Here is a 23,215-nt window from a genome sequence, read left to right on the forward strand (position 1 = left end):
CTAGCTAACGCACACCACTGCCAGCGGGCATCCGTTCACCCGGCTGCACGAAGCGTAGGTTCCCTTCGGCGTCTTCGGCCATCAGCACCATGCCTTGGCTCTCGATGCCCTTCAACTTGCGCGGCTCCAGGTTGCACAGCAATAGCACTTGCTGGCCGGGCAGTTGCTCGGGAGCGTAGTACAGTGCGATGCCACTGACCACGGTGCGCGGTGAGGCTTCACCGATGTCGATGGTCAACTTCAGGAGCTTGTCGGCCTTCGCGACCTTCTCCGCTGCTGTGATGGTGCCGATGCGCAGATCGAGCGCGCCGAACTGGTCGAAGGGAATGTTCGGTTTCACCTCGGTTGTCGTTGGCGCGGAGGGGACGGCAGCGGGTTGTTCCATCGGCTTGTTGGCGTGAAGGCGTTCGACTTCCATTGCTATGGCCGCGTCATCGATCGGTTTGAAGAGATGCTCGGGCTTGCCGAGCGGGGCACCGGCCTTCACAAGGTCGGCTTTGAGCGCGTCGTCCCACCTGATGGCGCCCAGACCCAGCATGCCACGCAGTTTGGCGGTGGTGAAGGGCAGGAACGGATCAAGCACGACAGTGAGCGCCGCACAGATGCGCAGGCTGTTGAACAGGATGGTGCGCACGCGAGCAGGATCGGTCTTCTCCAGCTTCCACGGCTCGGTGTCGGTGAGGTATTTGTTGCCGAGGCGCGCCACTTGCATCGCGCTGGCCATCGCATCGCGGAAACGGAAGCGGTCCACTTCGTCGGCGACTTTCGCGGGCAACGCGTTCAGCTCGGCCCACAACGCCAAGTCGCGCTCCTTCTCACCACTGTTCGCATAGGCACTGGAAGGCTCGGGCACCTTGCCGTCGTAGTACTTGTTGCACAGCACGAACACGCGCTGCACGAAATTGCCCAGGATACTGACGAGCTCGTTGTTGTTCTTGTCCTGGAAATCCTTCCAAGTGAACTCGCTGTCCTTGAACTCCGGCAGGATGGAGGCCAACGCGTAGCGCAGTTCGTCCTGGCGCCCGGGCCAGCGTTCGATGTAGTCGTGCAGCCAAACCGCCCAGTTGCGGCTGGTGCTCAGCTTCTGTCCTTCGAGGTTGAGGAACTCATTGGCCGGAACGTTCTGCGGCAGCACGAAACCGCCGTGCATCTTCAGCAGGATGGGGAAGATGATGCAGTGGAAAACGATGTTGTCCTTGCCGATGAAGTGCAACAGGCGTGTGTCGTCGTTCTTCCACCACTTCTCCCATTCAACGCCATTGTCGGCTGCCCACTGCTTTGTTGCACTGATGTATCCGATGGGCGCATCGAGCCACACGTAAAGGACTTTGCCATCGGCATTCGGCAAGGGCACGGGCACGCCCCAGTCGAGATCGCGGGTCATGGCGCGCGGGCGCAGGCCTTCTTTCAACCAGCTGTTGCATTGGCCGAGCACTTGGGGTTTCCATTCACCGGCATCGTGCTGATGCTCACCATCGAGCATGCCGGTGTTGATCCACTCCTCCACCCATTGCTGGGCCCGGTCCATGGGCAAGTACCAGTGCCTGGTGGGCTTCAGTACCGGTGCACTCCCGCTCAGTGTGCTGCGCACGTCCTTCAGTTCCTTCGGGCTGAGGGCTGTTCCGCACTTCTCGCACTGGTCGCCGTAGGCATCGGGGTTGGCACACACAGGGCATGTGCCTTTGATGTACCGATCGGCCAGGAATTGTTTCGCCTCCTCGTCGTAGTACTGTTGTTCCTCTTGCTCGGTGAACGCACCGTTCTTGTGCAATTGCAGGAAGAAGTCCTGACTGGTCTTGTGGTGCAGTTCGCTACTGGTACGGTGGTAGATGTCGAAGTGGATGCCGAAGTCCGTGAAGGCCTTTCCCATCATCGCGTGGTACTTGTCCACGATGGCGCGCGGGGTGGTGCCTTCCTTGAGCGCACGGATGGTGATGGCCGCGCCGTGCTCGTCGCTGCCGCAGATGAAGAGCACCTCTTTGCCACGGGCCCGCAGGCAGCGCACGTAAATGTCCGCAGGCAGGTAGGCGCCTGCGATGTGGCCGATGTGCAAGGGCCCGTTCGCGTAGGGCAACGCGGCAGTGACCGTGGTCCGTTTTATCTCCTTCACTGTGTCGGGAACTCGCGGCATTTGCGCGATCGGCGTGCAAGATAGCCGCGCACTTTCGCATGCATGAGCAGCCTCGTCCGTCCGCCTTACCTGCAGCCCGGCGACACCATCGCCATTGTTCCCACGGCGCGCGCCATCGAGCAGGAAGAACTTCAGGATGGCATCGCGCTGGCCGAGCGCTGGGGGCTCAAGGTGCGCCTGGGGCAAGGCATTGGCCGCAAACACTTCCAACAGGCCGGTACCGCTGAAGAGCGCGCGGCGGACCTGCAAGCCGCCATCGATGATCCGGCGGTGAAAGCGATCTGGTGCGCGCGCGGCGGTTATGGCACGGTGCACTTGTTGGAGCATCTGCGTTTTGATGCTTTGCTGACGCAACCGAAGTGGCTGGTCGGCTTCAGCGACATCACCGTGCTGCACAATGCGCTGCACAACCTCGGCGTGTGCTCACTGCACGCGCAAATGCCTTTCATGGTGGGCGCAAAGACCCCTGAAACGCGGGAGACATTGCGCAAGGCGCTCTTCGGCGAGGACTACGCCATCACCACCCCGGCGCACGCTTTCAACAGGAACGGGGAAGCCACGGGCGTGCTCATCGGCGGCAATCTCTCCGTGCTCTGCTCACTGCGCGGCACATCATACGACATCGATCCGCGTGGTAAGATCCTGCTTCTTGAAGACCTCGATGAGCTGCTCTACCACCTGGACCGCATGGTGATGAACCTGCAGGTCGGCGGCTGGTTCAGCGGGCTTGCCGGTCTGGTGCTCGGTCACATGATCAAGATGCACGACCTGAAAGAAACCGATCCCTTCGGGCAGCATGCGGAAGAGATCATCTCCCGCGCGATCGGCAATACCTCGTATCCCGTCTGTTTCAATTTCCCCGCCGACCACGACGCCGACAATCGCGCACTGGTGCTGGGCCAAAAGACGAAGCTCAGCGTCACCTCGGAAGGTGCAACGCTGAGCTATGCGTCCTCCTTCCCCACCGGGGAAGGCCGGGATAGGGTCTAGTTGCGCTCGAACTTGTTGTAATCGCCCGGGATCTCGAACAGTGCGGGTTTCTGCACGCCCTTGGTCACCTTGGTCACTTCCAGTTTGCTCACCTCGCTGCCGTCGAGCTTCTGCTCTACGCCCAGCAACGGGAACACACCGGCGGCACCGTCGATCTCCAGGAAGAACACGGCCTGCTCGTCCTTGCGGTTCAGTGTTTCCAAAAGTGGAATGAAGAAGTTGAACTCGTCGGCGGCAACCCAATAGGTGATGTTGCGGTCCTCCGCTGTGCTCTTCACCACCCACTTCTCGCACTTGTAACCGGCCATGTCGCGCATTTCGCCGGTCTTCTTCACCTCGGTCTTCACGTCCTTGGGCAGGCGCATGTTCGGAACATCCATGTACAGTTTTCGCTCCGGGCTCAACGCGTACACTGTGCGGTCCTTGGTGTCCACGAGCATGATGCCCTGCACCTCACCGCGCGAGTTGATCTCCTCGATGCGCACGTGGTCGCCCTTCACGTAGTACTTGTAATTGGTGACCACGGGACCGGTGGTCTTCGTGAATTCGATGGTGCCCTCGAAGGCTTGGGCCGAAGCGGTGAAGGCCAAGGCGGTGCCGAAAGTCAGGGCGGTGAGGCTGCGGAGGATGGCTTGCATGGTTCTGAGGCTACTTACCGTTCCGGGGTGAAAGGCAGGGGTTAGGGCCGAAGCGGCCGAAAGTTCCCGACTTTCGGGGCCTTCAACGGGCGGTTGGTCGATGGGTTACGCACAACCGGCCGTTCCTTACCACATGGCTGAACACTTGGACACGGGCGCTGGCGGTGAGCAACTGGCATGCCGCTACTTGGAGGGCAAGGGGTTCCGCATCTTGGAGCGCAACTGGCGCAGTGGGCAGAACGAGCTGGACATCATCTGCACCAACGGGCGTTTCCTGGTGGTGGTGGAGGTGAAGACGCGCCGCAGCAGCAAGTGGGGCGAACCCGAAATGGCCGTGAACAAGGCCAAGCGCACTGGTATCATGCGCGCCACACAGAACTACTTGAACAAGACCGGCAATGAACTGGAGGTGCGCTACGACATCGTGAGCGTGACCCTGGGCCCCGGCGACCCGCAGATCGAACACATCCCCGACGCTTTCTATCCCACACTGAAATGAAGCCCCGCAGCAACGCCCGCCGTGATGGTGGCCCCACCTCCCGTTCCAACGATCGTCCCGCACACCCCTCTCGGTCCGGAGCCCGTCCGCGCCGCGACGATGATGCCCCGCCCCACCGCCGGGATGATGACGAGGAACGCCCACGCCGCGCTGCACGCAGTGATGGCGAGGAACGCCCCTCCCGCAGTGGACCTGCGCGCGATGGCCGCAGCCGCAGCGAACGGCCGAGCCGCCCCGCCCCGCGCGACCGCCGCGACGATCGCCCCGACCGTGATGGACGGGCCCGGCCAGACGGGCAGGCCCGTCGCGATGACGCTCCCAGGCCCAGGGCCCCGCGCCGCAGTGATGACAGCACCGGCGATCGTGTGCGCCGCACCTTCAGAAAAGATGACGGCGACCGACCGGCACGTGCGCCATACCGCCGCGATAGCCGCCCTGACGACCGTGGTAGTGAGCGCCGCCAACGCCCCGATGACCGCCGCAGCTATGGCGACCGGCCTTCGCGCCCACCGTACCGCAGCGGCGATCGTGGAACGGACCGTCCTTATCCACGCAAAGCACGCCCCGACTTCCGCAGGGACGATGACCGCGGAGCGCGCAGCGGTGATCGGCCGTACCGTGGTCGCCCGGAGCGCGACTTCACCCCGAACCGCACAGGACAGGGCCGTGGCCGCGCGCCCAAGCGCAAGCAAGAAGCCAGGCCCGACCATGTGCGCCTCAATCGGTTCATTGCCAACGCCGGCATCTGCAGCCGCCGCGAGGCCGATGACCTCATTGTGGCGGGCGCCGTTATGGTGAACGGGAACGTGATCACCGAACTCGGCACCTTGGTAGGGCCGAACGACACGGTGCACTACGGCGGCCAGCGCATCAGCACGGAGAAAAAGCGCTATGTGCTCATCAACAAGCCGAAGGATACCATCACCACCACGGACGACCCGCACGACCGCCGCACGGTGATGGCCCTGGTGGCCGACGCCTGTCAAGAACGCATCTATCCCGTTGGCCGATTGGACCGTAACACAACCGGGGTTCTTCTGCTGACCAACGACGGTGATCTGGCCAAGAAGCTCACCCACCCCAGCCACGGCGCCGAGAAGCTCTACCACGTAACCCTCGACAAGAAGGTGGCCGTGAAAGACCTGCGCCAGCTCACCGAGGGTGTTGCCTTGGAGGATGGTCCGGCGGCAGCCGACGAGGCCAGTTATGTAGGCGACAAGAAGGACGAGGTAGGCCTGAAGCTCCACATGGGCCGCAACCGCGTGGTGCGCCGCATGTTCGAGGCCTTGGGCTACGAGGTGGTGAAGCTGGACCGCGTCGTTTTCGCGGGCCTTACCAAGAAGGAGCTGCAACGCGGAGAGTGGCGCCACCTTACCGAGCAGGAGGTTGGCTGGTTGAAGCGCATGAAGTGATTTTGCGTTCCAGCCAGTAGCCGGACACTTCGCAGCGCCCCCGGCACGTTCTCTGCCCACACCTGCCTGTGGAGGAACAGCGCGTTGCCAGCGCAAGGCGCCCTTTCCCTCCCGGTAGTTTTCGCGGTCGTGCCCAAGCTCCTCTATTCCGTTCCGCGCTGGTTGCGCCGTACCCTCATCGGTGCCGGTTCCGCTCTACTGCTCTTCCTTGGGGCGGCCTTCGTACTGGCCACGGTGTATGAGGATGATGTGAAGGAGGCACTATTGGCCGAACTCAACAAGCACCTCAACGCGCCCGTCACGCACCAAGGCATTGACCTCACGCTGGTGCAGCAGTTCCCGCAAGCCTCGCTGCGCTTCAAGGCCGTGCTGATCACTCCGGCCGGGGAAAATGCAGCCTCCGACACGTTGCTCTACGCCGAGGACCTGTTCCTTTCCTTCAGCCTATGGGACCTGTTCGCGGGCGACTACGCCGTGGACCGCATCACCGGCAAGCAAGTGGTCCTCCACCCGGGATACGACGCCACAGGCAATGAGAACTGGTCGATCTGGAAGAGCGACAGCACGAGCGAAGGGCCGTCGAACTTCGCGCTCAATGAAGTGGCCTTCGATGGTCTTTCGGTGCGCTACCGCGATGCGCGGCGTGCGCTGGAGGTGAGCACGGAGAGCCGCAACATGGTGTTGAGCGGCTTGTTCGATGGAGAAGGCGCCACCGTGCGCATGAAAGGAGACGCGTGGTTGAGGCATTTGCTCACCAACAACGGAAGCACTTTCGCCGACCACCAGAGCGATCTCGACCTGGTGATGGAACTGGGTCGGCCGGATGCAGCCTTCCGTATCACGCAGGGCAAGGTGATGGCCGGCAATTTGCCGCTCGATCTGGCGCTGACCGTGGCCAAGGCCGATACGACCCACACCATCGACCTGAGCGTGCTTGGCGCGGATGCGCAACTGAAGGAGCTCATTGCACAGTTGCCGCCAGCAGCGCGGCGTGTACTGAAGAGCTACGCTATACAAGGGGAGGCCGACATCGCATTGCGCTACAAGGGCGCACTGACGGGCGAGGGCCCGGACCTGGAACTGACCGCCGTACTGCGCGACGCCAGCATGAAGGAGCAGAGCACCGGCACGCGCTTCAACAACATCAGCGGCGAATTCGAAGCGGTGCTGGCCAGCGATGGCACTCCGAAGCAGTTGGTGGTGAAGGGTCTTAGCGCGCGCAGCGGCAGCGGCACCTTGCGCGCTGATCTTCGCGTGAACGGCACACGCAATGCCCCGGTCCGCCTGGACCTGCGTACCGACATGGCACTGGCCGACCTGCTCCATTTCGCACGCATCGACACGGTGGCCAAGGCAACAGGCCGGGTGAAGGCCACCCTGCACGCCAACGGAAAACTGCGCGACGTGCGCAACCTGCGATCCGCCGACCTGCGCGCGCTCGCCTTCAGCGGCAATGCCGAGATACAGAAGTCCACATTGAAGCTGCGCACCGTGCGGCATCCGTTCGAGGACATGAGCGGCACCGTTACCCTTAAAGGCAACGACGCCACCCTCACCAATGGCCGCGCCACCGTCCAGGGCAGTACGGTAAGCATGACCGGGACACTGGGCAACTTGATGCCCTATCTCTTCTTCAATGATCAGCCGCTCAACATCACCGCCACGGCCAGCGCACAACATGTTGATCTTGCTCGGTTGCTTGCCGCAAACGGGACGAGCACCAAGGGGAACGGCGACATCACGCTGCCCGGGCTCATCAACCTGGACCTGCGTACCACCGTGGATGAACTGGTCTTTGCCGACTTCAGCGCCACAGGCATCACAGGGCGCCTGACCCTCAAGGACCGCGTGCTGAAGGCCAGTGACGTAACATGTGCCACGGCCAAGGGCAGGGTGACCGCCGACCTGTCGCTTGATGGACGTGAGGCCCGATCGTTCCCGCTGGCGGTGAACGCCACGCTGAAGGATATCGATGTCAAAGAGCTGTTCCGGGAGTTCCAGGATTTCGGGCAGACCTTCATGGGCAACCGTCACTTGAAGGGCACGGCCGATGTGCGGTTGAGCCTTACGGCACCTCTCACACCATCCTTGCATTTGGACGAGAAGAAGCTGGTTTGCGTGGCGGACCTCACCGTGCGCGACGGAGCATTGGAGCAGCACGAAGCGCTGATCGATGTGGCCAAGCACATCCGCGGCAACAAGCTTATTGCGCCTTTGGTGGATACCGATGAACTGGGCAAGCGCTTGGCGAACGTCACCTTCAGCACGCTCACGAACACCATCAGCATCCGCGATGGCGCGGTGCACGTGCCCGCGATGGTGGTGAAGAACAACGTGCTGGAGATCGAGATGAGCGGGAAGCACGCCTTCAACAACACCATCGACCATCATCTCAGCTTCCGGCTCAACAAGTTGCTCGCGCTCGATGGGGAGGCCGACGCGTTCGGACCGGTGGAGGACGATGGGACCGGCCTTCGCGTGTTCCTGCACATGTACGGCAACAGCACCGATCCGCAGTTCGCCAACGACCGCGCCATGGCCAGCGCGCACCGCAAAACCAAGCGCCAGCAGGAAGGCGAGGAACTGAAACAGCTGTTGCGCGAAGAACTCGGTGGAAAACCAACGGAGCCTGCCGCACGAAAGTCAACGCCGAGCACACCACGGTTCACCACCCAATGGGCCGAGGACAGCGTTCAAACAACCGAAGCCGTCGTACCGGTCCAGCGCAAGAAAGGACTGGGCCGGCTCTTCAAGGAGGAAGAAGAGGAGAAGGAGACCTTCAACGTGGAGTGACCGGATCAACTGCCTCCAGGCGTTCCACCGGCCTTTCAACGATCCCCGGGAACAACACCGTACCTGATCGCCACCGTTGCCTTCCCCCGGCTTCTACTTTCGCCTTCCCACCATGAGCCGCTTCAAGCTCGACATCCCACCAGACCCCGAGCTGGTCATCATCGGCATCAGCAGCCACGAAAAGGACTACCGCCTTTGCTGGGCCCTGAACAAACAGTTGGAGGTGGAAATGGCCCGATCGGACAAAGATGTATTCGACAATGACGGGGGCGACTTGACGACTTTCCCGGTGTTCGACCACGACGACGACGACGAGCACATCCACCTCAGCCTGATCAACAACCACGGTCCGCACGGCGTTCTGCTCAAGGAGCACCGCCAAACGGATTATTTCCTGCTCATCAACAACGACGCGCCCATCAGCGCCACCGAGCTGCTGCAACGCGTGCGCAACGCCCCCTTCGTGCTCACCGCGTTCGAGCTCGATTACCACAACCTGCGTGAAGGGCACAAACTGCTGGACAGAGGAGAATGAACAACCCGAAAACGAAGATCGTCGCCACCATAGGCCCGGCGAGCAATAGCCCTGAAGTGTTGCGCGAGCTGCTTGTACAAGGCGTGGACGTGTGCCGCATCAACTTCAGCCACGGCGAATACAACAACATCGCCGGCACCATCGCCACCATCCGCCAGCTCGACAAGGAGCTTGGCATCCATACCAGCATCCTTGCGGATCTCCAAGGTCCCAAGTTGCGCGTTGGCGAAATGGCCGTCGGCCCCATCGAACTGAAGGACGGCAGCGAGCTCATCATCGCCACCGACGGTAGCAAAGGCGTCACCGGCCGGGTGAGCACCAGCTACCTGCAATTCCCAGCGGACGTGAAGCCCGGTGAACGCGTACTGCTGGATGATGGCAAACTCCAACTGGAAGTGGTGGCAACGGACGGCAAAAGCGAAGTGCGCACGCGCGTCATCCATGGGGGGTGGCTCAGTTCCAACAAAGGCATCAACCTGCCCAACACCAAAGTGAGCCTCCCCTGCCTCACGGAAAAAGACCTGCGCGACCTTGCTTTCGTGCTGGAGCAGGACATCGATTGGATCGGTCTCAGCTTTGTGCGTGCGGCCGCCGACATCCGCGACCTCAAGGGCCGTATCAAAGCAGCCGGTAAGCGCATGCGCGTCATCGCCAAGATCGAAAAACCCGAAGCACTGGCCGATATCGACGCCATCGTATCGGAGTGCGACGCGCTGATGGTGGCACGCGGCGACCTGGGCGTTGAGATCCCGATGGAGAAAGTGCCGCTGATCCAGAAGGACCTCATCAAGCGTGGTCTGCGCGAACAGAAGCCCGTCATCGTGGCCACACAGATGATGGAGAGCATGATCGTGAACAGCACCCCCACCCGCGCCGAGGTGAACGACGTGGCCAACGCCGTGCTGGACCACGCCGATGCCGTGATGCTCAGTGCCGAGACCAGCGTGGGCAAATTCCCCGTGGAGACCGTGAAGGCCATGAACCGTATCCTCACCGAAATGGAGAAGAGCGAGGACATGTACGCCGTGGAATTCCCTCTGCTCGAACAAGGCGATCGCATGATCACCGATGCCATCTGCATGGCCAGCGTGGGGCTCGCGGCCAGCGCCGAGGTGAAGGCCATCGTCACCATGACGCACAGCGGCTACACCGCGTTCAAGATCAGCAGCATGCGGCCCAAGGCGAACATCCATGCCTTCACCAGCAACCCGGCCATCCTCAGTATGCTCAACCTGGTGTGGGGCGTTCGGGCGCACTTCTACGACAAGACGGTGAGCACGGACCACACCATCGCGGACATCAAACTGCTGCTGCGCCACAAGAAACTCGTGAACGAAGGCGAGCTCGTGGTGAACATCGCCAGCATCCCCATTGCCGAACAAGGCATGAGCAACATGCTGAAGTTGAGCGTGGCGTAAGGGCATGCGTGCGTAACCCTGTGAAGAACGGGGCACCACATGCGTTCACTTGATCGGACGGTGCCGCGAACTTGCACGGCCATGAACGAAAAAGACTGGGACCGCGTCGCCAAGGATTTCGAGAAGGAGATCTTCAATGTGCCTGCCAATGATCGCGCAGGGCACATCGCCGGTGCGGTGAAGCGCTTCGCGAACCTGAACGGTGTGGCGTTCGACATCGGTTGTGGTACCGGGCGCACGATCGGTCTGCTCGCCGGTCATTTCGGCACGGTGCTGGGGTTCGACGTGTCGCGGGAGTGCCTGGCCATCGCAGCGCACAAGAACCGCATACGGAAGAACGCCACCTACCACTACTCCGACCTGGTGAAAAACGCTTTGCCAAGACCCGAAGCGGACTTCGCGCTGTGCATCAATACGCTGCTGCTGGCCGACCACAAGAAACGGGCGCGCATGGTGGAGCATGTTTGCAAGGCTGTGAAAAAAGGAGGCCACCTGGCGTTGGTGGTACCGAGCATCGAAAGCGTGCTGCTCACCCATGCCCGTCAAGCGGAATGGCAACAGCGCACCGGCCCGGGGCAGCGCGTGCCCAAGCCGGAAAGCGAGAACCCGAAAGGAGCCGATGTGCTGCGCGGCGTGGTGCGCATCGACAAGGTTCCCACGAAGCACTACAGTGCCGATGAACTCCGCAGCCTGCTGACTATGCACGGCATGAACATGCGTGACGTGCAGAAAATCGAATACCCATGGACCAGTGAATTCCAGCGGCCACCAAAGTGGATGGGCGCTCCGCACCCATGGGATTGGTTCGTGCTGGCGCGTCGCGTCAGCTAACGCTCTTGGGCTTCCGCCCGAGCAACAGATCGAAGTAGAACCGCGGGCTCTTCAATCGTTCACGCATGTCAAGGTCGTTGAACATGCTGCTGATGGTGTCGGCCAGCGCTGGGTTCTTGGCGGCCTTGTTCACCACCAGGTTGAAGAGCCACGGTACGCTGGCCAATTGTTGCAATCGTGTGCTGATGGCCAGTTCCTTCCCGAGGCGCTTCCACACGCGTTGGTCGTACTGCTTTGCTTGGTTCGCGGTGAGGATCCCACGAGCGAGCATTTCGTGCGCAACATCCGCAGCATGCACACCGCTGATCATCGCATGGCTGATACCCTCTCCGGTGAACGGATCGATGAGGTGCGCGGCGTCGCCCACCAACATGTAGCCATCGCCACTGATCGGATGCCGCTTGCTGGCCAACGGCAGGCCCATGCCTTGGATACCACTTTCCATTCGCGCATTCGCGAAGCGGTGTTTCAGTTGAGGATGCTGGCTGATCAACTGCTTCATCAGCGACTTCAGGTCCACACGGCGCTTGCGCACCACGTCGCTCCGAAGCCCGAGGCCCACGTTGGCGCGCCCGTCCGGCAGCGGGAAGATCCAGAGGTAGCCCGGCAAGAGTTCCTTCAGGAAGATGAGTTCAATGAACCCGTGCGCATCGAGGTCGCTCACGCCACTGAAGTACGCACGCACCCCGGCGCAGTGGTGGCGCGGTTGCATCGGCAGCCCTGCAACATGACGCGCGAAGTGCGAGTTCGCGCCGGATGCATCGATGATCAGCTTGCACTCGATGGTCCGTGTCGCCCCCTCCGTGCCACGGATCTCCACCAGCCAACCATTGGCCGTGCGCCCGAAGTGCTTCGCCTCCGCTCCTTCCATCACTTGCGCGCGCCCATCGCGCTTCACGGCGGCAAGAAGAAGCGCATCGAAGTCGAGACGTGGCAGAATGCCGCCGGGCGCAAGACCTTCACCGGTGTTGCGCGTGAACGGAACACGCAGGGCCTTGCCGGTTGGTGCCACGAAGGTGACACCCCAGCTCGGTTGCTGGCGTGCATCCATACGCAACGATGTGGCCACCTGAGGTGCAACCCGCTCAAACGTGCGCATCACCTTTCCGCTCAGCGCATCGCCACAGACCTTATCGCGCGGGAAGCGGGCCTTGTCGATGAGCAAGGCATCAACGCCATGCTTGGCCAGTTGAAGGGCTGTTGTGCAACCGCCCGGACCGCCGCCCACGATCAGCACTTGCGCACGGAGCTCCTTCTGTGCTTCCATGCCGATGAACGCTGGCTATGCGCGGAACGCACCGTCGTTGAACTGCTCCAGGAAGCGCACGTCGTTCTCCCAGTATAGCCGCAGGTCGGGCACTCGGTAGAGCAATTGCGCAATGCGCTCCACGCCCATGCCGAACGCGAAGCCGCTGTACACCTCCGGGTCGATGCCGCAGTTGCTGAGCACGGCCGGGTCGACCATGCCACAACCCATGATCTCCACCCAGCCGCTGTGCTTGCACACATTGCATCCCGGACCTCCGCAGATGCTACAGCTCATGTCCACCTCCGCGCTCGGCTCGGTAAAGGGGAAGTAGCTCGGCCGTAAACGGATCTTCACTTCAGGGCCGAACATTGCCTTCGCGAAGTAGTCAAGGGTGCCTTTCAGTTCCGCGAAGCTCACGCCCTTGTCCACGTAAAGGCCTTCCACTTGGTGGAACATGCAATGCGCCCGCGCACTGATGGCTTCGTTACGGTACACACGCCCCGGCGAAACCGTGCGGATCGGCGGCTTGCTGTTCTCCATTACGCGCACCTGCACGCTGCTGGTGTGCGTGCGCAGGGCCATGCCCTTGCCGTCGGGCCCGTCGAGCGCGACGAAGAACGTGTCCTGCATGTCGCGCGCAGGATGGTCCGGAGGAAAGTTGAGCGCACTGAAGTTGTGGTGATCGTCCTCCACTTCCGGTCCATGGCTCACGGTGTACCCGATCCGTCCGAACACATCCACGATGCGTTGGCGCACCAAGCTGATGGGATGGAGACTGCCCGTGAACCCAGTGAGCGCAGGTCGCGTCGGGTCGGTTGCTTCGTCGCTCGGTCCGGCCACCGTTGCCGCCGCGCTCTTCAGTTCATCAATGCGCGTTTGGGCCGCACTCTTCAGCCGGTTCATTACCTGTCCGAGGTCGCGCTTCTCCTCGGCCGTTACCTTCTTGAAGTCCTCGAAAAGTGCCGTGACAACGCCGTTGCGGCCCAGCCACTTCACGCGCAGCTGTTCGGCTTCGTCGCCGGTCTTGGCCGCCAACGTTCGCAGTTCATCCTCCAGTGTCGCGATGCGTTCCTTCAGGCTCATGGCTTCAGTTCCCGCATCCACATGCGGATATCGTTCAACGGACGGTCGCGCTGGTCGCAGGGCACTGCCGCGATCTTATCAATGACGTCCAACCCCTCCACCACGCGACCGAAGACGGTGTATTCACCATCGAGGTGGGGAGCGCCGCCATGCTTGGCGTACTCAGCGATCTGCTCGGGCGTATAGCTGTACTTGGGCGGTGTTACCCCCCGGTTCTTGCGATCAAGCAGCATTTGCAGCTCATTGGGTTGCCAGCCCTTGCCCTGCACCACATAGAACTGGCTGGCGCTGCTGGCTTTTTCCGGGTTCACTTCATCGGAAGTCCGGGCAGCGCTCATAGCGCCCTTGGTGTGCACAAAGGCCGGGTTGAACTCAGCCGGAACGGTGTACCCGAGGCTTCCCTCCCCTAGCGTTACACCGGTCACAGCGCGCCGGCTTTCCGGGTCGCCACCCTGGATCATGAAGGCGGGAATGACCCTGTGCCACAGGAGGCTGTCGAACTTCCCCTCGCGCACCAGCTTCAGGAAATTATCCCGGTGTTGGGGGGTCTCGTTGTAAAGTTCCACCACCATGGTGCCCAGTTCAGTACGGATCTCCACACGTGGCCGGGGGGCATCCTTGGTCAGGCTGGGGGCGGTCGCCCCGGTCAGGATCAACAGACCAGCAAGCACAACGAGGAGGTGGCGAACGAATGGCATGCTTGAAGCGTCTTACATTTGGTTCCCTGAAAAACAGGGCCTTCCGCACAAGGCCGTCAAAAGTAGCCCGATGAACCTGTTCCGTTCCCTCCGCGCGCTTACCCGCGCCAGCATGGTGGTTGGTAGCATCCTCTTCCTTGCTGGATGCAACAAGGTGGAGCCCACCAAGGCCATCATTACCGTGAAAATGGAGGACAACACCCCGGTGGGCAATGCCTACGTGAAGCTGTATGCCAATCCTACCTATCCGTTGGGCGACCCCAGCCGTCTGCTGAAGGAGGGGACCACGAGCAGCGATGGCAAAGTGGTGTTCGACTATTCTGATTTCTACAAGCAAGGCCAGGCCGGGTTCGCGGTGCTGGATATCTATGCCTCGTTCGACACGCTGGCAGCGGAGGGCATCATCAAGATCCTGGAAGAAGAGGACAACGAGGAGACGGTGATCCTCCTTCCAGTGACGATCTGACGAGGCGCTAAGCCTCGGCGAAGTAGTTCAGGATCGCCTCCTTCATCAATCTTTCCTGCTCCCTTGCGCCCAGAGGAGGGAGGTCCATTGCACGTTCGAAGTGGGGCCATCCATCGGGGTCGCGGCCCAACTCCTTGTAATAGCCGTAGGGCTTAAGTAGCACGCAGATGGCAATGTGGATCAGGTTCACCTTTTCATCCTTCTTGTAGGTGCGCACATCCTGGCCCAGCTCCTGCACGCCGATCAGGAACAACGCGCCGTTCAGGTCCACAGGCTGACCGAACCGGTCGGTCAATTCCTTCATCAGGTCGCGCCAACGTTTGTCGAATTCCAGGTCCATAAGAGGGTGCGAAGTTGCCTCGGCGGCGCTTGTCCGGTAAGCCGACCACAAGCGGAACGGCATCTTTGCCCGCATGAACTGGCTGGACATTTCCCTTCTGGTCCTTCTGGGCATGGCTGCCTTCAAGGGGTACCAACGTGGTTTGCTGATAGAGTTGGCCTCCTTGGTCGGGCTGGTATTGGGCATATGGGCCGGGCTCAGGTTCAACCGGGCCGTGGCTGACTGGCTGGGGTTCGAGGAGCACCAGGAAGCGCTGGGGTTCATCGTCATCCTGTTGGCGGTACTGGCACTGCTCCATTTGGCGGCCCGGGTGTGCACCAAGGCGATGGACCTGACGGGCCTGGGCTTGCCCAACAAGGCGGCAGGAGCTTTGTCCGGTTTGCTGAGGGCTTTGTTCGTGCTCAGCGCTATGATCAATGTGCTGTCCGCAGTAGGCGACCGACTACCGGAGCCTATGTACAACACCCTGAAGGACAGTGGTATTGCCACCGGAATTCAAGAACTCGCTCCGATGGTTGTGCCCGAACTGGCCGATGGGAAGTGGCTTCGCTCGGGTTTTGAACGAATAAGGGAGCAAACCGACGAGGTGCTCTAAGGGAGCCTGACAGGGGCGGACCGGTCACCGCCGCGCAGGTTGCGGGGATCGGTTACTTTCGCCACCCCTTTTTCGGAAGGGTAGCCCGTGAAAGCACAGAGCGAGCATATCATCGACTTCGCCGGTCTGAAGGATGGCCAACACGCTTGGTCATGGGAGGTGGGTGATGCCTTCTTCAAGGATCAAAGCGAGCAGGAATTCGAGCACGGCAAGGTGAGCGTGTCCGTTACCATGGACAAGAGCGCACATATGCTGGTGTTGAACATCAGGACGGCGGGCACCTTGGAGCTATCGTGCGATCATTGCAATGGTCTGTTGGATTTCCCCGTGGAAGGGAGCCAACGCCAGATCTTCCAATTGAACAGCGTGGAGGAGTTCGACGATGAGGAGATGACCGCGCTCGATGCCTCGGTGCACACGATCGACCTGGGGCCGTACATCCACGAGTGCATCAACCTCGCGCTGCCCATCCGTCGCGTGCACGCTGCTGGCGAATGCGACCCCGAAGTGGACAGTGCACTGGCCAACTACGGCCCTGGCCACGAAGAAGCCCATGATCCCGACCCGCGTTGGGACGCACTACGCAAACTGAAACAGGACAAGCGCGCTTGAGCGCACATCATTCACCGTCATGCCAAATCCGAAACGACGCCACTCCAGCACCCGCCGCGACAAGCGCCGCACGCACCAGAACGCTGCCGTGCCCACGCTGAGCACCGATAGCACAACGGGCACGTTGCACCTGCGCCATCGCGCACATTGGGAGGACGACAAGCTCTACTACAAGGGCAAACTGGTGGCCGATAAGAGCGGCAACGCCTAAGTCGATCGTCCTAACGTGACGCATCTAACTTGTCCGCCCATCGCATGCGGATAGGCTTGGACATCATGGGCAGCGATCACGGCCCGGCCGTGGTCGTGAATGCTGCTGTTATGGCGCAGCGTGAACTGCCCACGGATGTGCGCTTGGTGCTCATCGGTAGCGCGCAAGCCATAGCCCAGGAGCTATCGAAGCTCGGAGCCGATGGCTCAGCGTTCGACATCGTTCCCAGCGAGAACGACATCACCATGCACGACAGCGCCACCAAGGCGTTGCAATCGAAACCGAACAGCAGCATCAGCATCGGTTTCCATCTGTTGAAGGAAGGAAAGCTCGATGCCTTCGCCAGCACGGGCAACACCGGAGCGATGCTGGTGGCTTCGGTCTTCAGCGTGAAGCCGATCCCCGGGGTCATTCGCCCTTGCATACCCAGCGTGGTGCCCAAGGAGAACGGCAACTACGGCATCCTCTTGGACGTGGGTGCGAACGCCGATTGCAAACCCGACGTTCTTATGCAGTTCGGTCTGCTGGGCAGCCTGCTCGCCGAGCACGTGTACCACATCAAGACGCCGAAAGTGGGCCTGCTCAACATCGGCGAGGAGGACAAGAAGGGCAATGCCGTGGCGCTTGCGGCTTACGGCCTTATGAAGGAACAGTCCCAGTTCAACTTCATCGGCAACGTGGAGGGGCGTGACCTGTTCAACGACAAAGCGGACGTGATCGTCACCGACGGCTTCACCGGCAACATCGTGCTCAAGGCCGTGGAAGCCTTCCACGACCTGCTGGAGCAGCGTGGTGTGCACGAGCCCTTCTTCGACCGTTTCAATTACGAGAACTATGGAGGGCTGCCCGTGCTGGGGGTCAACGGCAACGTCATCATCGGCCACGGCATCAGCAACGACACCACCATCAAGAACATGGTGCTCTTCACCCGCGAAGTCGTGGAGAGCAAACTGAACGACCGCATCCGCGAAGCGTTCCTATGAGCAAGATCACAGCGGCCATTACAGCGGTGCAAGGCTACGTGCCCGAATACCGGTTGACGAACGCCGTGCTGGAGACGATGGTGGACACGAACGATGCGTGGATCACCGAGCGGACGGGTATCAAGGAGCGCCGCATCCTCAAGGGGGAGGACCAGGGTCTGAGCGTGATGTGCGTGGAGGCCGTGAAAGGCCTCTGTGCCAAGCGCGGCATCGATCCCATGGAGATCGACCTGCTGATCTGCGCCACGGTTACGCCTGACCATCAGTTCCCCGCCACGGCCAACATCATCTGCGACCAAGTGGGCGCCAAGAACGCTTGGGGCTTCGACCTCATGGCGGCCTGTAGCGGCTTCCTCTTCGCATTGACCACCGGTGCCCAGTTCATCGAGAACGGGAAGTACAAGAAAGTGGTGGTAGTGGGCGGCGACAAAATGAGCTCCATCATCGACTATACCGACCGGGCTACTTGCATCATCTTCGGCGATGGGGCCGGGGCCGTGCTGTTGGAACCGAACACCGAGGGGTTGGGCATCGTGGACAGCATTCTTCGCACCGACGGCAGCGGGTGCCAGTACCTGCACCAGAAAGCCGGGGGCAGCAAGCGCCCTGCTACGATCAAGACGGTGGAGGCCCGCGAGCACTTCGTTTACCAGGAAGGCAAGGCCGTGTTCAAGTTCGCCGTTACGAACATGGCCGATGTGAGCGCCGAGATCATGGAACGCAACGGCCTGAAGAGCGACGATGTGGCCTGGCTGGTGCCCCACCAAGCCAACAAGCGCATCATCGATGCCACCGCCCACCGCATGGGCCTGCCCGAGGAGAAAGTGATGGTGAACATCGAACGTTTCGGGAACACCACCGCCGGCACCCTTCCGCTCTGCCTCTGGGAATGGGAGCCTCGCCTGAATAAGGGCGACAACATCATCCTGAGCGCTTTCGGTGGCGGCTTCACCTGGGGGGCCGTTTACCTGAAGTGGGCCTACGGCGGGTGACTTCCCCAGCCGCAGACCGAGCCGTCCGACCGAATACATTGGCGACCCCTTACGGGGAACGCATTCCCAACCAAATGAGCGACACGATGAACCTGAACCAGATCCAGGAACTGATCAAGTTCGTGGCGAAGAGCGGTGTGAGCGAAGTGGAGATCGAGCAAAAGGACTTCAAGATCACCATCAAGACGCCAGCGGGAAAGAAGGAGGTGCAGATGGTGGCGGCCCCCGCACCAGTGTACGCCGCACCGCCCCCTGTTGCAGCACCTGCGGCAGTGGCCCCTGCAGCTGCCCCGGCCCCTGTGTCTCCGGCAGCCGCACCCGCCGCCGACAGCAAGTACATCACCATCAAGGCACCCATGATCGGCACCTTCTACCGTGCGGCCGGTCCGGGCAAACCGGTCTTCGTGAACGTGGGCGACGAGGTGAAGAAGGGCCAGGCCATCTGCATCATCGAAGCCATGAAGCTCTTCAACGAGATCGAGAGCGATGTGGCGGGCAAGATCGTGAAGGTGCTGGTGGACGATGCCAAGCCCGTGGAGTACGATCAGCCGTTGTTCCTCGTGGATCCTGCCTAGTTCTTCTACCGCAAAGGACACGAAGAACGCAAAGGGAAATGCCCAGTGCGATCGCTCCCGCAGCTCCCGAGTCCGCGTTCTTTGCGCCCTTCGTGCCCTTTGTGGTAATACTTCCAATTGCGGTAACCCGTTGAGCGAATGTTCAAGAAGATCCTCATAGCCAACCGCGGCGAGATCGCCCTGCGCGTGATCCGCACGGCCCGTGAAATGGGCATCAGAACGGTGGCCGTGTACAGCACCGCCGACCGCGAGAGCCTGCATGTGCGCTTCGCCGATGAGGCCGTGTGCATCGGCCCGCCACCGAGCAAGGAGAGCTACCTGAACATGGTGCGCATCATCGCCGCGGCCGAGATCACCAACGCCGATGCGATCCACCCGGGCTACGGCTTCCTGAGCGAGAACGCCAAGTTCAGCAAGCTCTGCCAGCAGCACAACATCAAGTTCATCGGTGCCACACCGGAACAGATCGAGGCCATGGGCGACAAGGCGACCGCGAAGGCCACCATGATCGCCGCCGGTGTGCCCGTGGTGCCCGGCACGGAAGGACTGGTCACCGACATCGATGTGGCCAAGAAGGAAGCCAAGAAGATCGGTTACCCGGTCATCCTGAAAGCCACGGCCGGCGGTGGCGGCAAAGGCATGCGCTTGGTGTGGAAGGAGGAGGAGTTCCAGGAAGCCTTCGAGAAGGCGAGCCAGGAAGCCGGCGCCGCGTTCGGCAACCCGGGCATGTACATGGAGAAGTACATCCTGGAGCCGCGCCACATCGAGATCCAGATCGCAGGCGACCAGTACGGCAACTTCTGCCACATGAGCGAGCGCGACTGCTCGATCCAGCGTCGCCACCAGAAGCTCGTGGAGGAGACACCGTCGCCCTTCATGACGAAGGCGTTGCGCAAGAAGATGGGCGAGGCCGCCATCAAGGCCGCGGCCAGCGTGAAGTATGAAGGCGTGGGCACAGTTGAGTTCCTGGTGGACAAGCACAGGAACTTCTACTTCATGGAGATGAACACGCGCATCCAGGTGGAGCACACGATCACCGAGGAAGTGATCGACTACGATCTGATCCGCGAGCAGATCAAGATCGCGGCGGGCGTGCCCATCAGTGGCCTCAACTACGAGCCCACGCGCCACGCCATCCAGTGCCGCATCAACGCCGAGGATCCCTTCAACAATTTCCGCCCGACGCCCGGCCGCATCACCACCTACCACGCCCCCGGCGGCCACGGTGTGCGCATCGACACGCACGTGTACGCGGGCTACAGCATCCCGCCGAACTACGACAGCATGATCGGCAAGCTGATCGTGGTGGCGGCCACGCGCGAAGAAGCGCTCACCAAGATGGAGCGGGCGTTGAGCGAATACGTGATCGAAGGGGTGAGCACCACCATCCCCTTCCACCAGCAGCTGTTCCAGAACGAGAAGTTCCGCGAGGGTGATTTCACCACCAAGTTCCTGGAGAACTTCGAACTGAAGCGGCCGGCCTGACCAGCTCTATTATTCGCGTCCGGTCACCAGCAAGCGCTCCACGGACGACCTGACTTCGTCATCGGTGAAATTGCTCATCGTGCGTGCACGGAGCGTGCGCTGTACGAAGTTCAGCACCGGTGAAGAAACCAAGAGGGCTGAAATGCTCTGTGGGTCCAGTGCCACGGTCCGGTTCCAGAGGATCTCCAGCCCGCCGCGCGAAACCACATCGACCAGCAGGAACTGCAGCGATTGGGCGGTGACCGCGTCCGCCGCCGCATCGGAAAGATCAACATCGAACACCGCTCGCACACCCTCGGGGACCTTTGTGTCCAACTTCAACAATACGATCCTGGTCGCGCGCATCACGATCAACCAATCAACCGCCTCAAGTTCCGCGAAGCGTTTCACGTTCCCCAAGCGGTCTTCGTTCCCTGACCTGTCGCGCCGGTCGACGAACGCCAAGACCAGCCTGCTCACCGAAGCCTGCACGGAGAAGTCGGCCGGGCCCTTGAGCAACGCGTCGCTGCGTATGTCCTCTCCGGGCCGGTAGCCGAGCACGTCGTTGAAGAACATCAGCAGTCGATGACGCTCCGCACGTTCATCCGCTGCCGGACCCGACATGAGATATTCTTCGCGGTAGGCGCGCACAGCGGCTTCGAGCTTGACGGCCTTCGTGCGGGAAAGATTGAGCGGGCGCATGCGATAGCGGCCGCAAGACTACCGGGACGGGGCATGGCGCGCGTTGAGGGATCGTTACGGCTTCGGGTACGCCGTGTGAAATCGTGTTCAGCCCTCCCATCGGACATAGCGGTAAGTGCACCCGGACTGAACACGGGGTGCTGTACTTGAACTCGCTCAGACACCCGGAAACAAACAGGTCGAGGCTTGCCTGCGGGCCATAGGGCTTGTGTTGAGTTCCTGCGTTGAGCAAGCCCACGGATCTCACGCACGCAGGATTGCGTTAACGATCGGGCACAGCGCCAGTAACCGAAAGACAGCGCAGCCGACACGCTCGCGCGGGGCTGACCGGGAAGTTTTGCCACGCCGGAAAACGTGTCCGGCAACCCAACAAGGAAACTTCCAAAACCCCAATCCAACAGTACGATGAAAACACTGAAGAACGCAGCATTGGCGGCCTTGACGGCGCTGACTGCAAGCCCTGCAGTAGCGCAGGGTTACGGCGAAGCCTGCGGATGTCCGCCGGTGGGAAGCCGCACCCCGGTGAACCTGAGCACCCTGGCCACAGGCGGCAACCTCACCAACAACACCACTGTGTTGACGTGCAACAACACGTACACCCTGGACCTGTTGCTCTACGTGAACGACGGCCAGGACCTCTTCATCCAAGCCGGCACCGTGATCAAGGGCGCTGCTGGTACAGGAGTCAACGCCAAGAGCTTGGTGGTGGCCCGCGGCGGACAGATCTGGGCCGAAGGCACAGAGAGCTGCCCTATCGTGTTCACTGCAGCAACGGACAACCTCAACAACAACCTTCCCTTGGGCGCTACGGGCCAGGGCTTGTGGGGCAGCTTGCTCATCCTGGGCAAAGCCACCAACAACCTGCTTCTTGCCAACGGCGGCCTGGCCGTGGGTGATGGTGTAGGCACCATTGAAGGACTCCCCGCCGGTGATTCCCGCAACTACTACGGCGCTGTGAGCGGCGTGTTCAACGATGATGACAACAGCGGTATCCTCCGCTACGTGCAACTGCGCCACGGTGGTGCGGTGATCGGTGCGGCCAACGAGATCAACGGCCTTACGATGGGCAGCGTTGGACGGGGTACCACGATCGACCACATCGAAGTGATCTCCAACCAGGACGACGCTTACGAGTGGTTCGGTGGTACGGTGAACTGCAAGTACCTCTCTGCCATGTTCTGCAACGATGACTACATCGACTACGACCATGGTTACACGGGCAAGATCCAGTTCTTCTTCGGCGTTATGATGCCCGCCCCCGGCAACCAAGGCGACAAAGGCATGGAGAACGACGGCGACGACAGCAGCAGCGGCAACAGCCCGTTGAGCGATCCGCAGGTGTACAACGCCACCATCATCGGCCGCAATGCCAACCGTGGTATCGAGAACAAGGAGAAGAACCGCGGCTTCATCGCCAACAGCATCATCGCCAACTTCCCGGTGGGTTGCAACTTCGCAAACACCCGTGTTGGTGCTGACAGCTACAACGAGTGGCTGGCCGGCAACCTGGAGGTGCGCAACAACACCTACGTGGGTGTGGCCGAGATCCTGCGCGTGAACAACGCCGCACCGAGCGGAGCCGATGCCGCGACCTTCGCGGGCCAGGGGAACATCAGCGACCCCACACTGATCGACTACAGCTTCGGTATCGACCCGGTGACCAACGCGATCACCGGTGCCTACAACCCCGTTCCCGCTGCAGGTACCGCCACCACCACGCTGGCGCCTCCCACCGACGGCTTCTTCACCTATGCCAACTACCGCGGTGCTTTCGCCCCCGGTCAACCCGCTTGGACCGAAGGCTGGACGCTCGGATCACGCTTCGACCTGGACAACAGCCTCATCGAATGCCCCGCTGACATCAACGGCAGCGGCTTCATCGATGTGAACGACTTCCTGGAGCTCAACAGCCAGTTCAACCAGAGCTGCGACAACTAAACGACCCGGTGAAGGGCGGTCCTGACCTGTCCGGACCGCCCGCACCACAACAACACGATC

Annotated in this window: 23 protein-coding genes; 16 read left to right on the plus strand and 7 right to left on the minus strand. The window is 61.4% G+C overall.

Going from position 1 to position 23,215, the window contains the following annotated elements:
• Nucleotides 1-4: 4 nt before the first annotated feature.
• A complete protein-coding gene (gene metG / locus IPJ76_06690) occupies nt 5-2,131 on the minus strand; it encodes a methionine--tRNA ligase (GenBank protein QQR87905.1) in 2,127 nt (708 codons plus the stop codon).
• A gap of 42 nt (nt 2,132-2,173) precedes the next feature.
• On the opposite strand from metG, the gene IPJ76_06695 reads away from it, so the two are divergent.
• Nucleotides 2,174-3,121, plus strand: a complete 948-nt coding sequence (locus IPJ76_06695; GenBank protein ID QQR87906.1) for an LD-carboxypeptidase — start codon at nt 2,174-2,176, stop codon at nt 3,119-3,121.
• On the opposite strand, the gene IPJ76_06700 is transcribed toward IPJ76_06695, so the two are convergent.
• A complete protein-coding gene (locus IPJ76_06700; protein ID QQR87907.1) occupies nt 3,118-3,759 on the minus strand; it encodes a DUF4412 domain-containing protein in 642 nt (213 codons plus the stop codon). The genes IPJ76_06695 and IPJ76_06700 overlap by 4 nt on opposite strands.
• A 133-nt stretch (nt 3,760-3,892) precedes the next feature.
• On the opposite strand from IPJ76_06700, the gene IPJ76_06705 reads away from it, so the two are divergent.
• From IPJ76_06705 to IPJ76_06730, 6 genes are all read left to right on the plus strand, one after another.
• Complete coding sequence (locus IPJ76_06705) at nt 3,893-4,258, plus strand: YraN family protein (GenBank protein QQR87908.1); 366 nt, start codon at nt 3,893-3,895, stop codon at nt 4,256-4,258.
• The gene (locus IPJ76_06710; GenBank protein ID QQR87909.1) at nt 4,255-5,670 is read left to right on the plus strand and encodes a pseudouridine synthase; all 1,416 of its coding nucleotides are present in this window, start codon (nt 4,255-4,257) and stop codon (nt 5,668-5,670) included. The genes IPJ76_06705 and IPJ76_06710 overlap by 4 nt, the downstream gene beginning before the upstream one ends.
• 129 nt (nt 5,671-5,799) lie before the next feature.
• Nucleotides 5,800-8,463, plus strand: coding sequence for a hypothetical protein (locus tag IPJ76_06715; GenBank protein QQR87910.1), 2,664 nt, complete (start codon nt 5,800-5,802; stop codon nt 8,461-8,463).
• Between the two features lie 112 nt (nt 8,464-8,575).
• Nucleotides 8,576-8,998, plus strand: a complete 423-nt coding sequence (locus IPJ76_06720; GenBank protein QQR87911.1) for an IPExxxVDY family protein — start codon at nt 8,576-8,578, stop codon at nt 8,996-8,998.
• Complete coding sequence (gene pyk / locus IPJ76_06725; GenBank protein ID QQR87912.1) at nt 8,995-10,416, plus strand: pyruvate kinase; 1,422 nt, start codon at nt 8,995-8,997, stop codon at nt 10,414-10,416. The genes IPJ76_06720 and pyk overlap by 4 nt, the downstream gene beginning before the upstream one ends.
• 81 nt (nt 10,417-10,497) lie before the next feature.
• Nucleotides 10,498-11,247: a class I SAM-dependent methyltransferase gene (locus IPJ76_06730; protein ID QQR87913.1), complete on the plus strand. Its 750-nt coding sequence runs from the start codon at nt 10,498-10,500 to the stop codon at nt 11,245-11,247.
• Here the strand turns inward: IPJ76_06730 and IPJ76_06735 are convergent.
• Genes IPJ76_06735 through IPJ76_06745 form a run of 3 tightly spaced genes read right to left on the minus strand, consistent with a single transcriptional unit; the run spans nt 11,240 to nt 14,277 of the window.
• On the minus strand, nt 11,240-12,514 hold the full coding sequence (locus tag IPJ76_06735; protein QQR87914.1) for a geranylgeranyl reductase family protein: 1,275 nt from the start codon (nt 12,512-12,514) through the stop codon (nt 11,240-11,242). The two genes, IPJ76_06730 and IPJ76_06735, sit on opposite strands and share 8 nt — an antisense overlap.
• A 15-nt stretch (nt 12,515-12,529) precedes the next feature.
• Nucleotides 12,530-13,579, minus strand: a complete 1,050-nt coding sequence (gene pheS, locus IPJ76_06740) for a phenylalanine--tRNA ligase subunit alpha (GenBank protein QQR87915.1) — start codon at nt 13,577-13,579, stop codon at nt 12,530-12,532.
• Nucleotides 13,576-14,277 carry a peptidylprolyl isomerase gene (locus tag IPJ76_06745; GenBank protein QQR87916.1) on the minus strand — a complete coding sequence of 234 codons (702 nt, stop codon included), beginning with the start codon at nt 14,275-14,277 and terminating at the stop codon, nt 13,576-13,578. Before IPJ76_06745 ends, pheS begins: the two co-directional genes overlap by 4 nt.
• A 70-nt stretch (nt 14,278-14,347) precedes the next feature.
• On the opposite strand from IPJ76_06745, the gene IPJ76_06750 reads away from it, so the two are divergent.
• On the plus strand, nt 14,348-14,743 hold the full coding sequence (locus IPJ76_06750; GenBank protein ID QQR87917.1) for a hypothetical protein: 396 nt from the start codon (nt 14,348-14,350) through the stop codon (nt 14,741-14,743).
• A gap of 7 nt (nt 14,744-14,750) precedes the next feature.
• Here IPJ76_06750 and IPJ76_06755 read toward each other — a convergent pair whose 3' ends face one another.
• Entirely contained in the window at nt 14,751-15,083 is a 333-nt protein-coding gene (locus IPJ76_06755) for a hypothetical protein (protein ID QQR87918.1), read from the minus strand.
• A 73-nt stretch (nt 15,084-15,156) separates the two neighbouring features.
• Here IPJ76_06755 and IPJ76_06760 point away from each other — a divergent pair, with 73 nt between their 5' ends.
• The 7 genes from IPJ76_06760 to accC all read left to right on the plus strand — a co-directional run bounded on the left by IPJ76_06760 (nt 15,157) and on the right by accC (nt 20,536).
• Nucleotides 15,157-15,678 carry a CvpA family protein gene (locus IPJ76_06760; protein ID QQR87919.1) on the plus strand — a complete coding sequence of 174 codons (522 nt, stop codon included), beginning with the start codon at nt 15,157-15,159 and terminating at the stop codon, nt 15,676-15,678.
• An 87-nt stretch (nt 15,679-15,765) separates the two neighbouring features.
• Nucleotides 15,766-16,290 (plus strand): DUF177 domain-containing protein, encoded by a 525-nt coding sequence (locus IPJ76_06765; protein ID QQR87920.1) that lies wholly within the window; start codon nt 15,766-15,768, stop codon nt 16,288-16,290.
• A gap of 19 nt (nt 16,291-16,309) precedes the next feature.
• Nucleotides 16,310-16,501, plus strand: coding sequence for a 50S ribosomal protein L32 (rpmF, locus tag IPJ76_06770; GenBank protein QQR87921.1), 192 nt, complete (start codon nt 16,310-16,312; stop codon nt 16,499-16,501).
• A 44-nt stretch (nt 16,502-16,545) separates the two neighbouring features.
• Entirely contained in the window at nt 16,546-17,484 is a 939-nt protein-coding gene (gene plsX, locus IPJ76_06775; protein ID QQR87922.1) for a phosphate acyltransferase PlsX, read from the plus strand.
• The gene (locus IPJ76_06780) at nt 17,481-18,476 is read left to right on the plus strand and encodes a ketoacyl-ACP synthase III (protein ID QQR87923.1); all 996 of its coding nucleotides are present in this window, start codon (nt 17,481-17,483) and stop codon (nt 18,474-18,476) included. The genes plsX and IPJ76_06780 overlap by 4 nt, the downstream gene beginning before the upstream one ends.
• 86 nt (nt 18,477-18,562) lie before the next feature.
• The gene (gene accB, locus IPJ76_06785; GenBank protein QQR88412.1) at nt 18,563-19,051 is read left to right on the plus strand and encodes an acetyl-CoA carboxylase biotin carboxyl carrier protein; all 489 of its coding nucleotides are present in this window, start codon (nt 18,563-18,565) and stop codon (nt 19,049-19,051) included.
• Nucleotides 19,052-19,189: 138 nt separating this feature from the next.
• Nucleotides 19,190-20,536 carry an acetyl-CoA carboxylase biotin carboxylase subunit gene (accC, locus tag IPJ76_06790; GenBank protein QQR87924.1) on the plus strand — a complete coding sequence of 449 codons (1,347 nt, stop codon included), beginning with the start codon at nt 19,190-19,192 and terminating at the stop codon, nt 20,534-20,536.
• A 9-nt stretch (nt 20,537-20,545) separates the two neighbouring features.
• On the opposite strand, the gene IPJ76_06795 is transcribed toward accC, so the two are convergent.
• Nucleotides 20,546-21,217, minus strand: a complete 672-nt coding sequence (locus IPJ76_06795) for a hypothetical protein (protein ID QQR87925.1) — start codon at nt 21,215-21,217, stop codon at nt 20,546-20,548.
• A gap of 405 nt (nt 21,218-21,622) precedes the next feature.
• Between IPJ76_06795 and IPJ76_06800 the strand changes: the two genes are divergently transcribed.
• Nucleotides 21,623-23,155, plus strand: a complete 1,533-nt coding sequence (locus IPJ76_06800; protein ID QQR87926.1) for a hypothetical protein — start codon at nt 21,623-21,625, stop codon at nt 23,153-23,155.
• Nucleotides 23,156-23,215: the final 60 nt, after the last annotated feature.

This window comes from Flavobacteriales bacterium (genome assembly GCA_016699575.1).
Classification (GTDB): Bacteria; Bacteroidota; Bacteroidia; order Flavobacteriales_F; family PHOS-HE28; genus PHOS-HE28.

Bases quoted from the DNA above. Each gene is read 5' to 3' on its own strand.
- IPJ76_06710 (QQR87909.1), top strand. From the start codon at position 4,255: ATGAAGCCCCGCAGCAACGCCCGCCGTGATGGTGGCCCCACCTCCCGT.
- IPJ76_06720 (QQR87911.1), top strand. From the start codon at position 8,576: ATGAGCCGCTTCAAGCTCGACATCCCACCAGACCCCGAGCTGGTCATC.
- IPJ76_06755 (QQR87918.1), bottom strand. From the start codon at position 15,083: ATGGACCTGGAATTCGACAAACGTTGGCGCGACCTGATGAAGGAATTG.
- pyk (QQR87912.1), top strand. From the start codon at position 8,995: ATGAACAACCCGAAAACGAAGATCGTCGCCACCATAGGCCCGGCGAGC.
- metG (QQR87905.1), bottom strand. From the start codon at position 2,131: ATGCCGCGAGTTCCCGACACAGTGAAGGAGATAAAACGGACCACGGTC.
- IPJ76_06700 (QQR87907.1), bottom strand. From the start codon at position 3,759: ATGCAAGCCATCCTCCGCAGCCTCACCGCCCTGACTTTCGGCACCGCC.
- IPJ76_06780 (QQR87923.1), top strand. From the start codon at position 17,481: ATGAGCAAGATCACAGCGGCCATTACAGCGGTGCAAGGCTACGTGCCC.
- IPJ76_06750 (QQR87917.1), top strand. From the start codon at position 14,348: ATGAACCTGTTCCGTTCCCTCCGCGCGCTTACCCGCGCCAGCATGGTG.
- IPJ76_06800 (QQR87926.1), top strand. From the start codon at position 21,623: ATGAAAACACTGAAGAACGCAGCATTGGCGGCCTTGACGGCGCTGACT.
- IPJ76_06795 (QQR87925.1), bottom strand. From the start codon at position 21,217: ATGCGCCCGCTCAATCTTTCCCGCACGAAGGCCGTCAAGCTCGAAGCC.
- rpmF (QQR87921.1), top strand. From the start codon at position 16,310: ATGCCAAATCCGAAACGACGCCACTCCAGCACCCGCCGCGACAAGCGC.
- IPJ76_06705 (QQR87908.1), top strand. From the start codon at position 3,893: ATGGCTGAACACTTGGACACGGGCGCTGGCGGTGAGCAACTGGCATGC.
- pheS (QQR87915.1), bottom strand. From the start codon at position 13,579: ATGAGCCTGAAGGAACGCATCGCGACACTGGAGGATGAACTGCGAACG.
- accB (QQR88412.1), top strand. From the start codon at position 18,563: ATGAACCTGAACCAGATCCAGGAACTGATCAAGTTCGTGGCGAAGAGC.
- IPJ76_06745 (QQR87916.1), bottom strand. From the start codon at position 14,277: ATGCCATTCGTTCGCCACCTCCTCGTTGTGCTTGCTGGTCTGTTGATC.
- plsX (QQR87922.1), top strand. From the start codon at position 16,546: ATGCGGATAGGCTTGGACATCATGGGCAGCGATCACGGCCCGGCCGTG.
- accC (QQR87924.1), top strand. From the start codon at position 19,190: ATGTTCAAGAAGATCCTCATAGCCAACCGCGGCGAGATCGCCCTGCGC.
- IPJ76_06760 (QQR87919.1), top strand. From the start codon at position 15,157: ATGAACTGGCTGGACATTTCCCTTCTGGTCCTTCTGGGCATGGCTGCC.
- IPJ76_06695 (QQR87906.1), top strand. From the start codon at position 2,174: ATGAGCAGCCTCGTCCGTCCGCCTTACCTGCAGCCCGGCGACACCATC.
- IPJ76_06730 (QQR87913.1), top strand. From the start codon at position 10,498: ATGAACGAAAAAGACTGGGACCGCGTCGCCAAGGATTTCGAGAAGGAG.
- IPJ76_06735 (QQR87914.1), bottom strand. From the start codon at position 12,514: ATGGAAGCACAGAAGGAGCTCCGTGCGCAAGTGCTGATCGTGGGCGGC.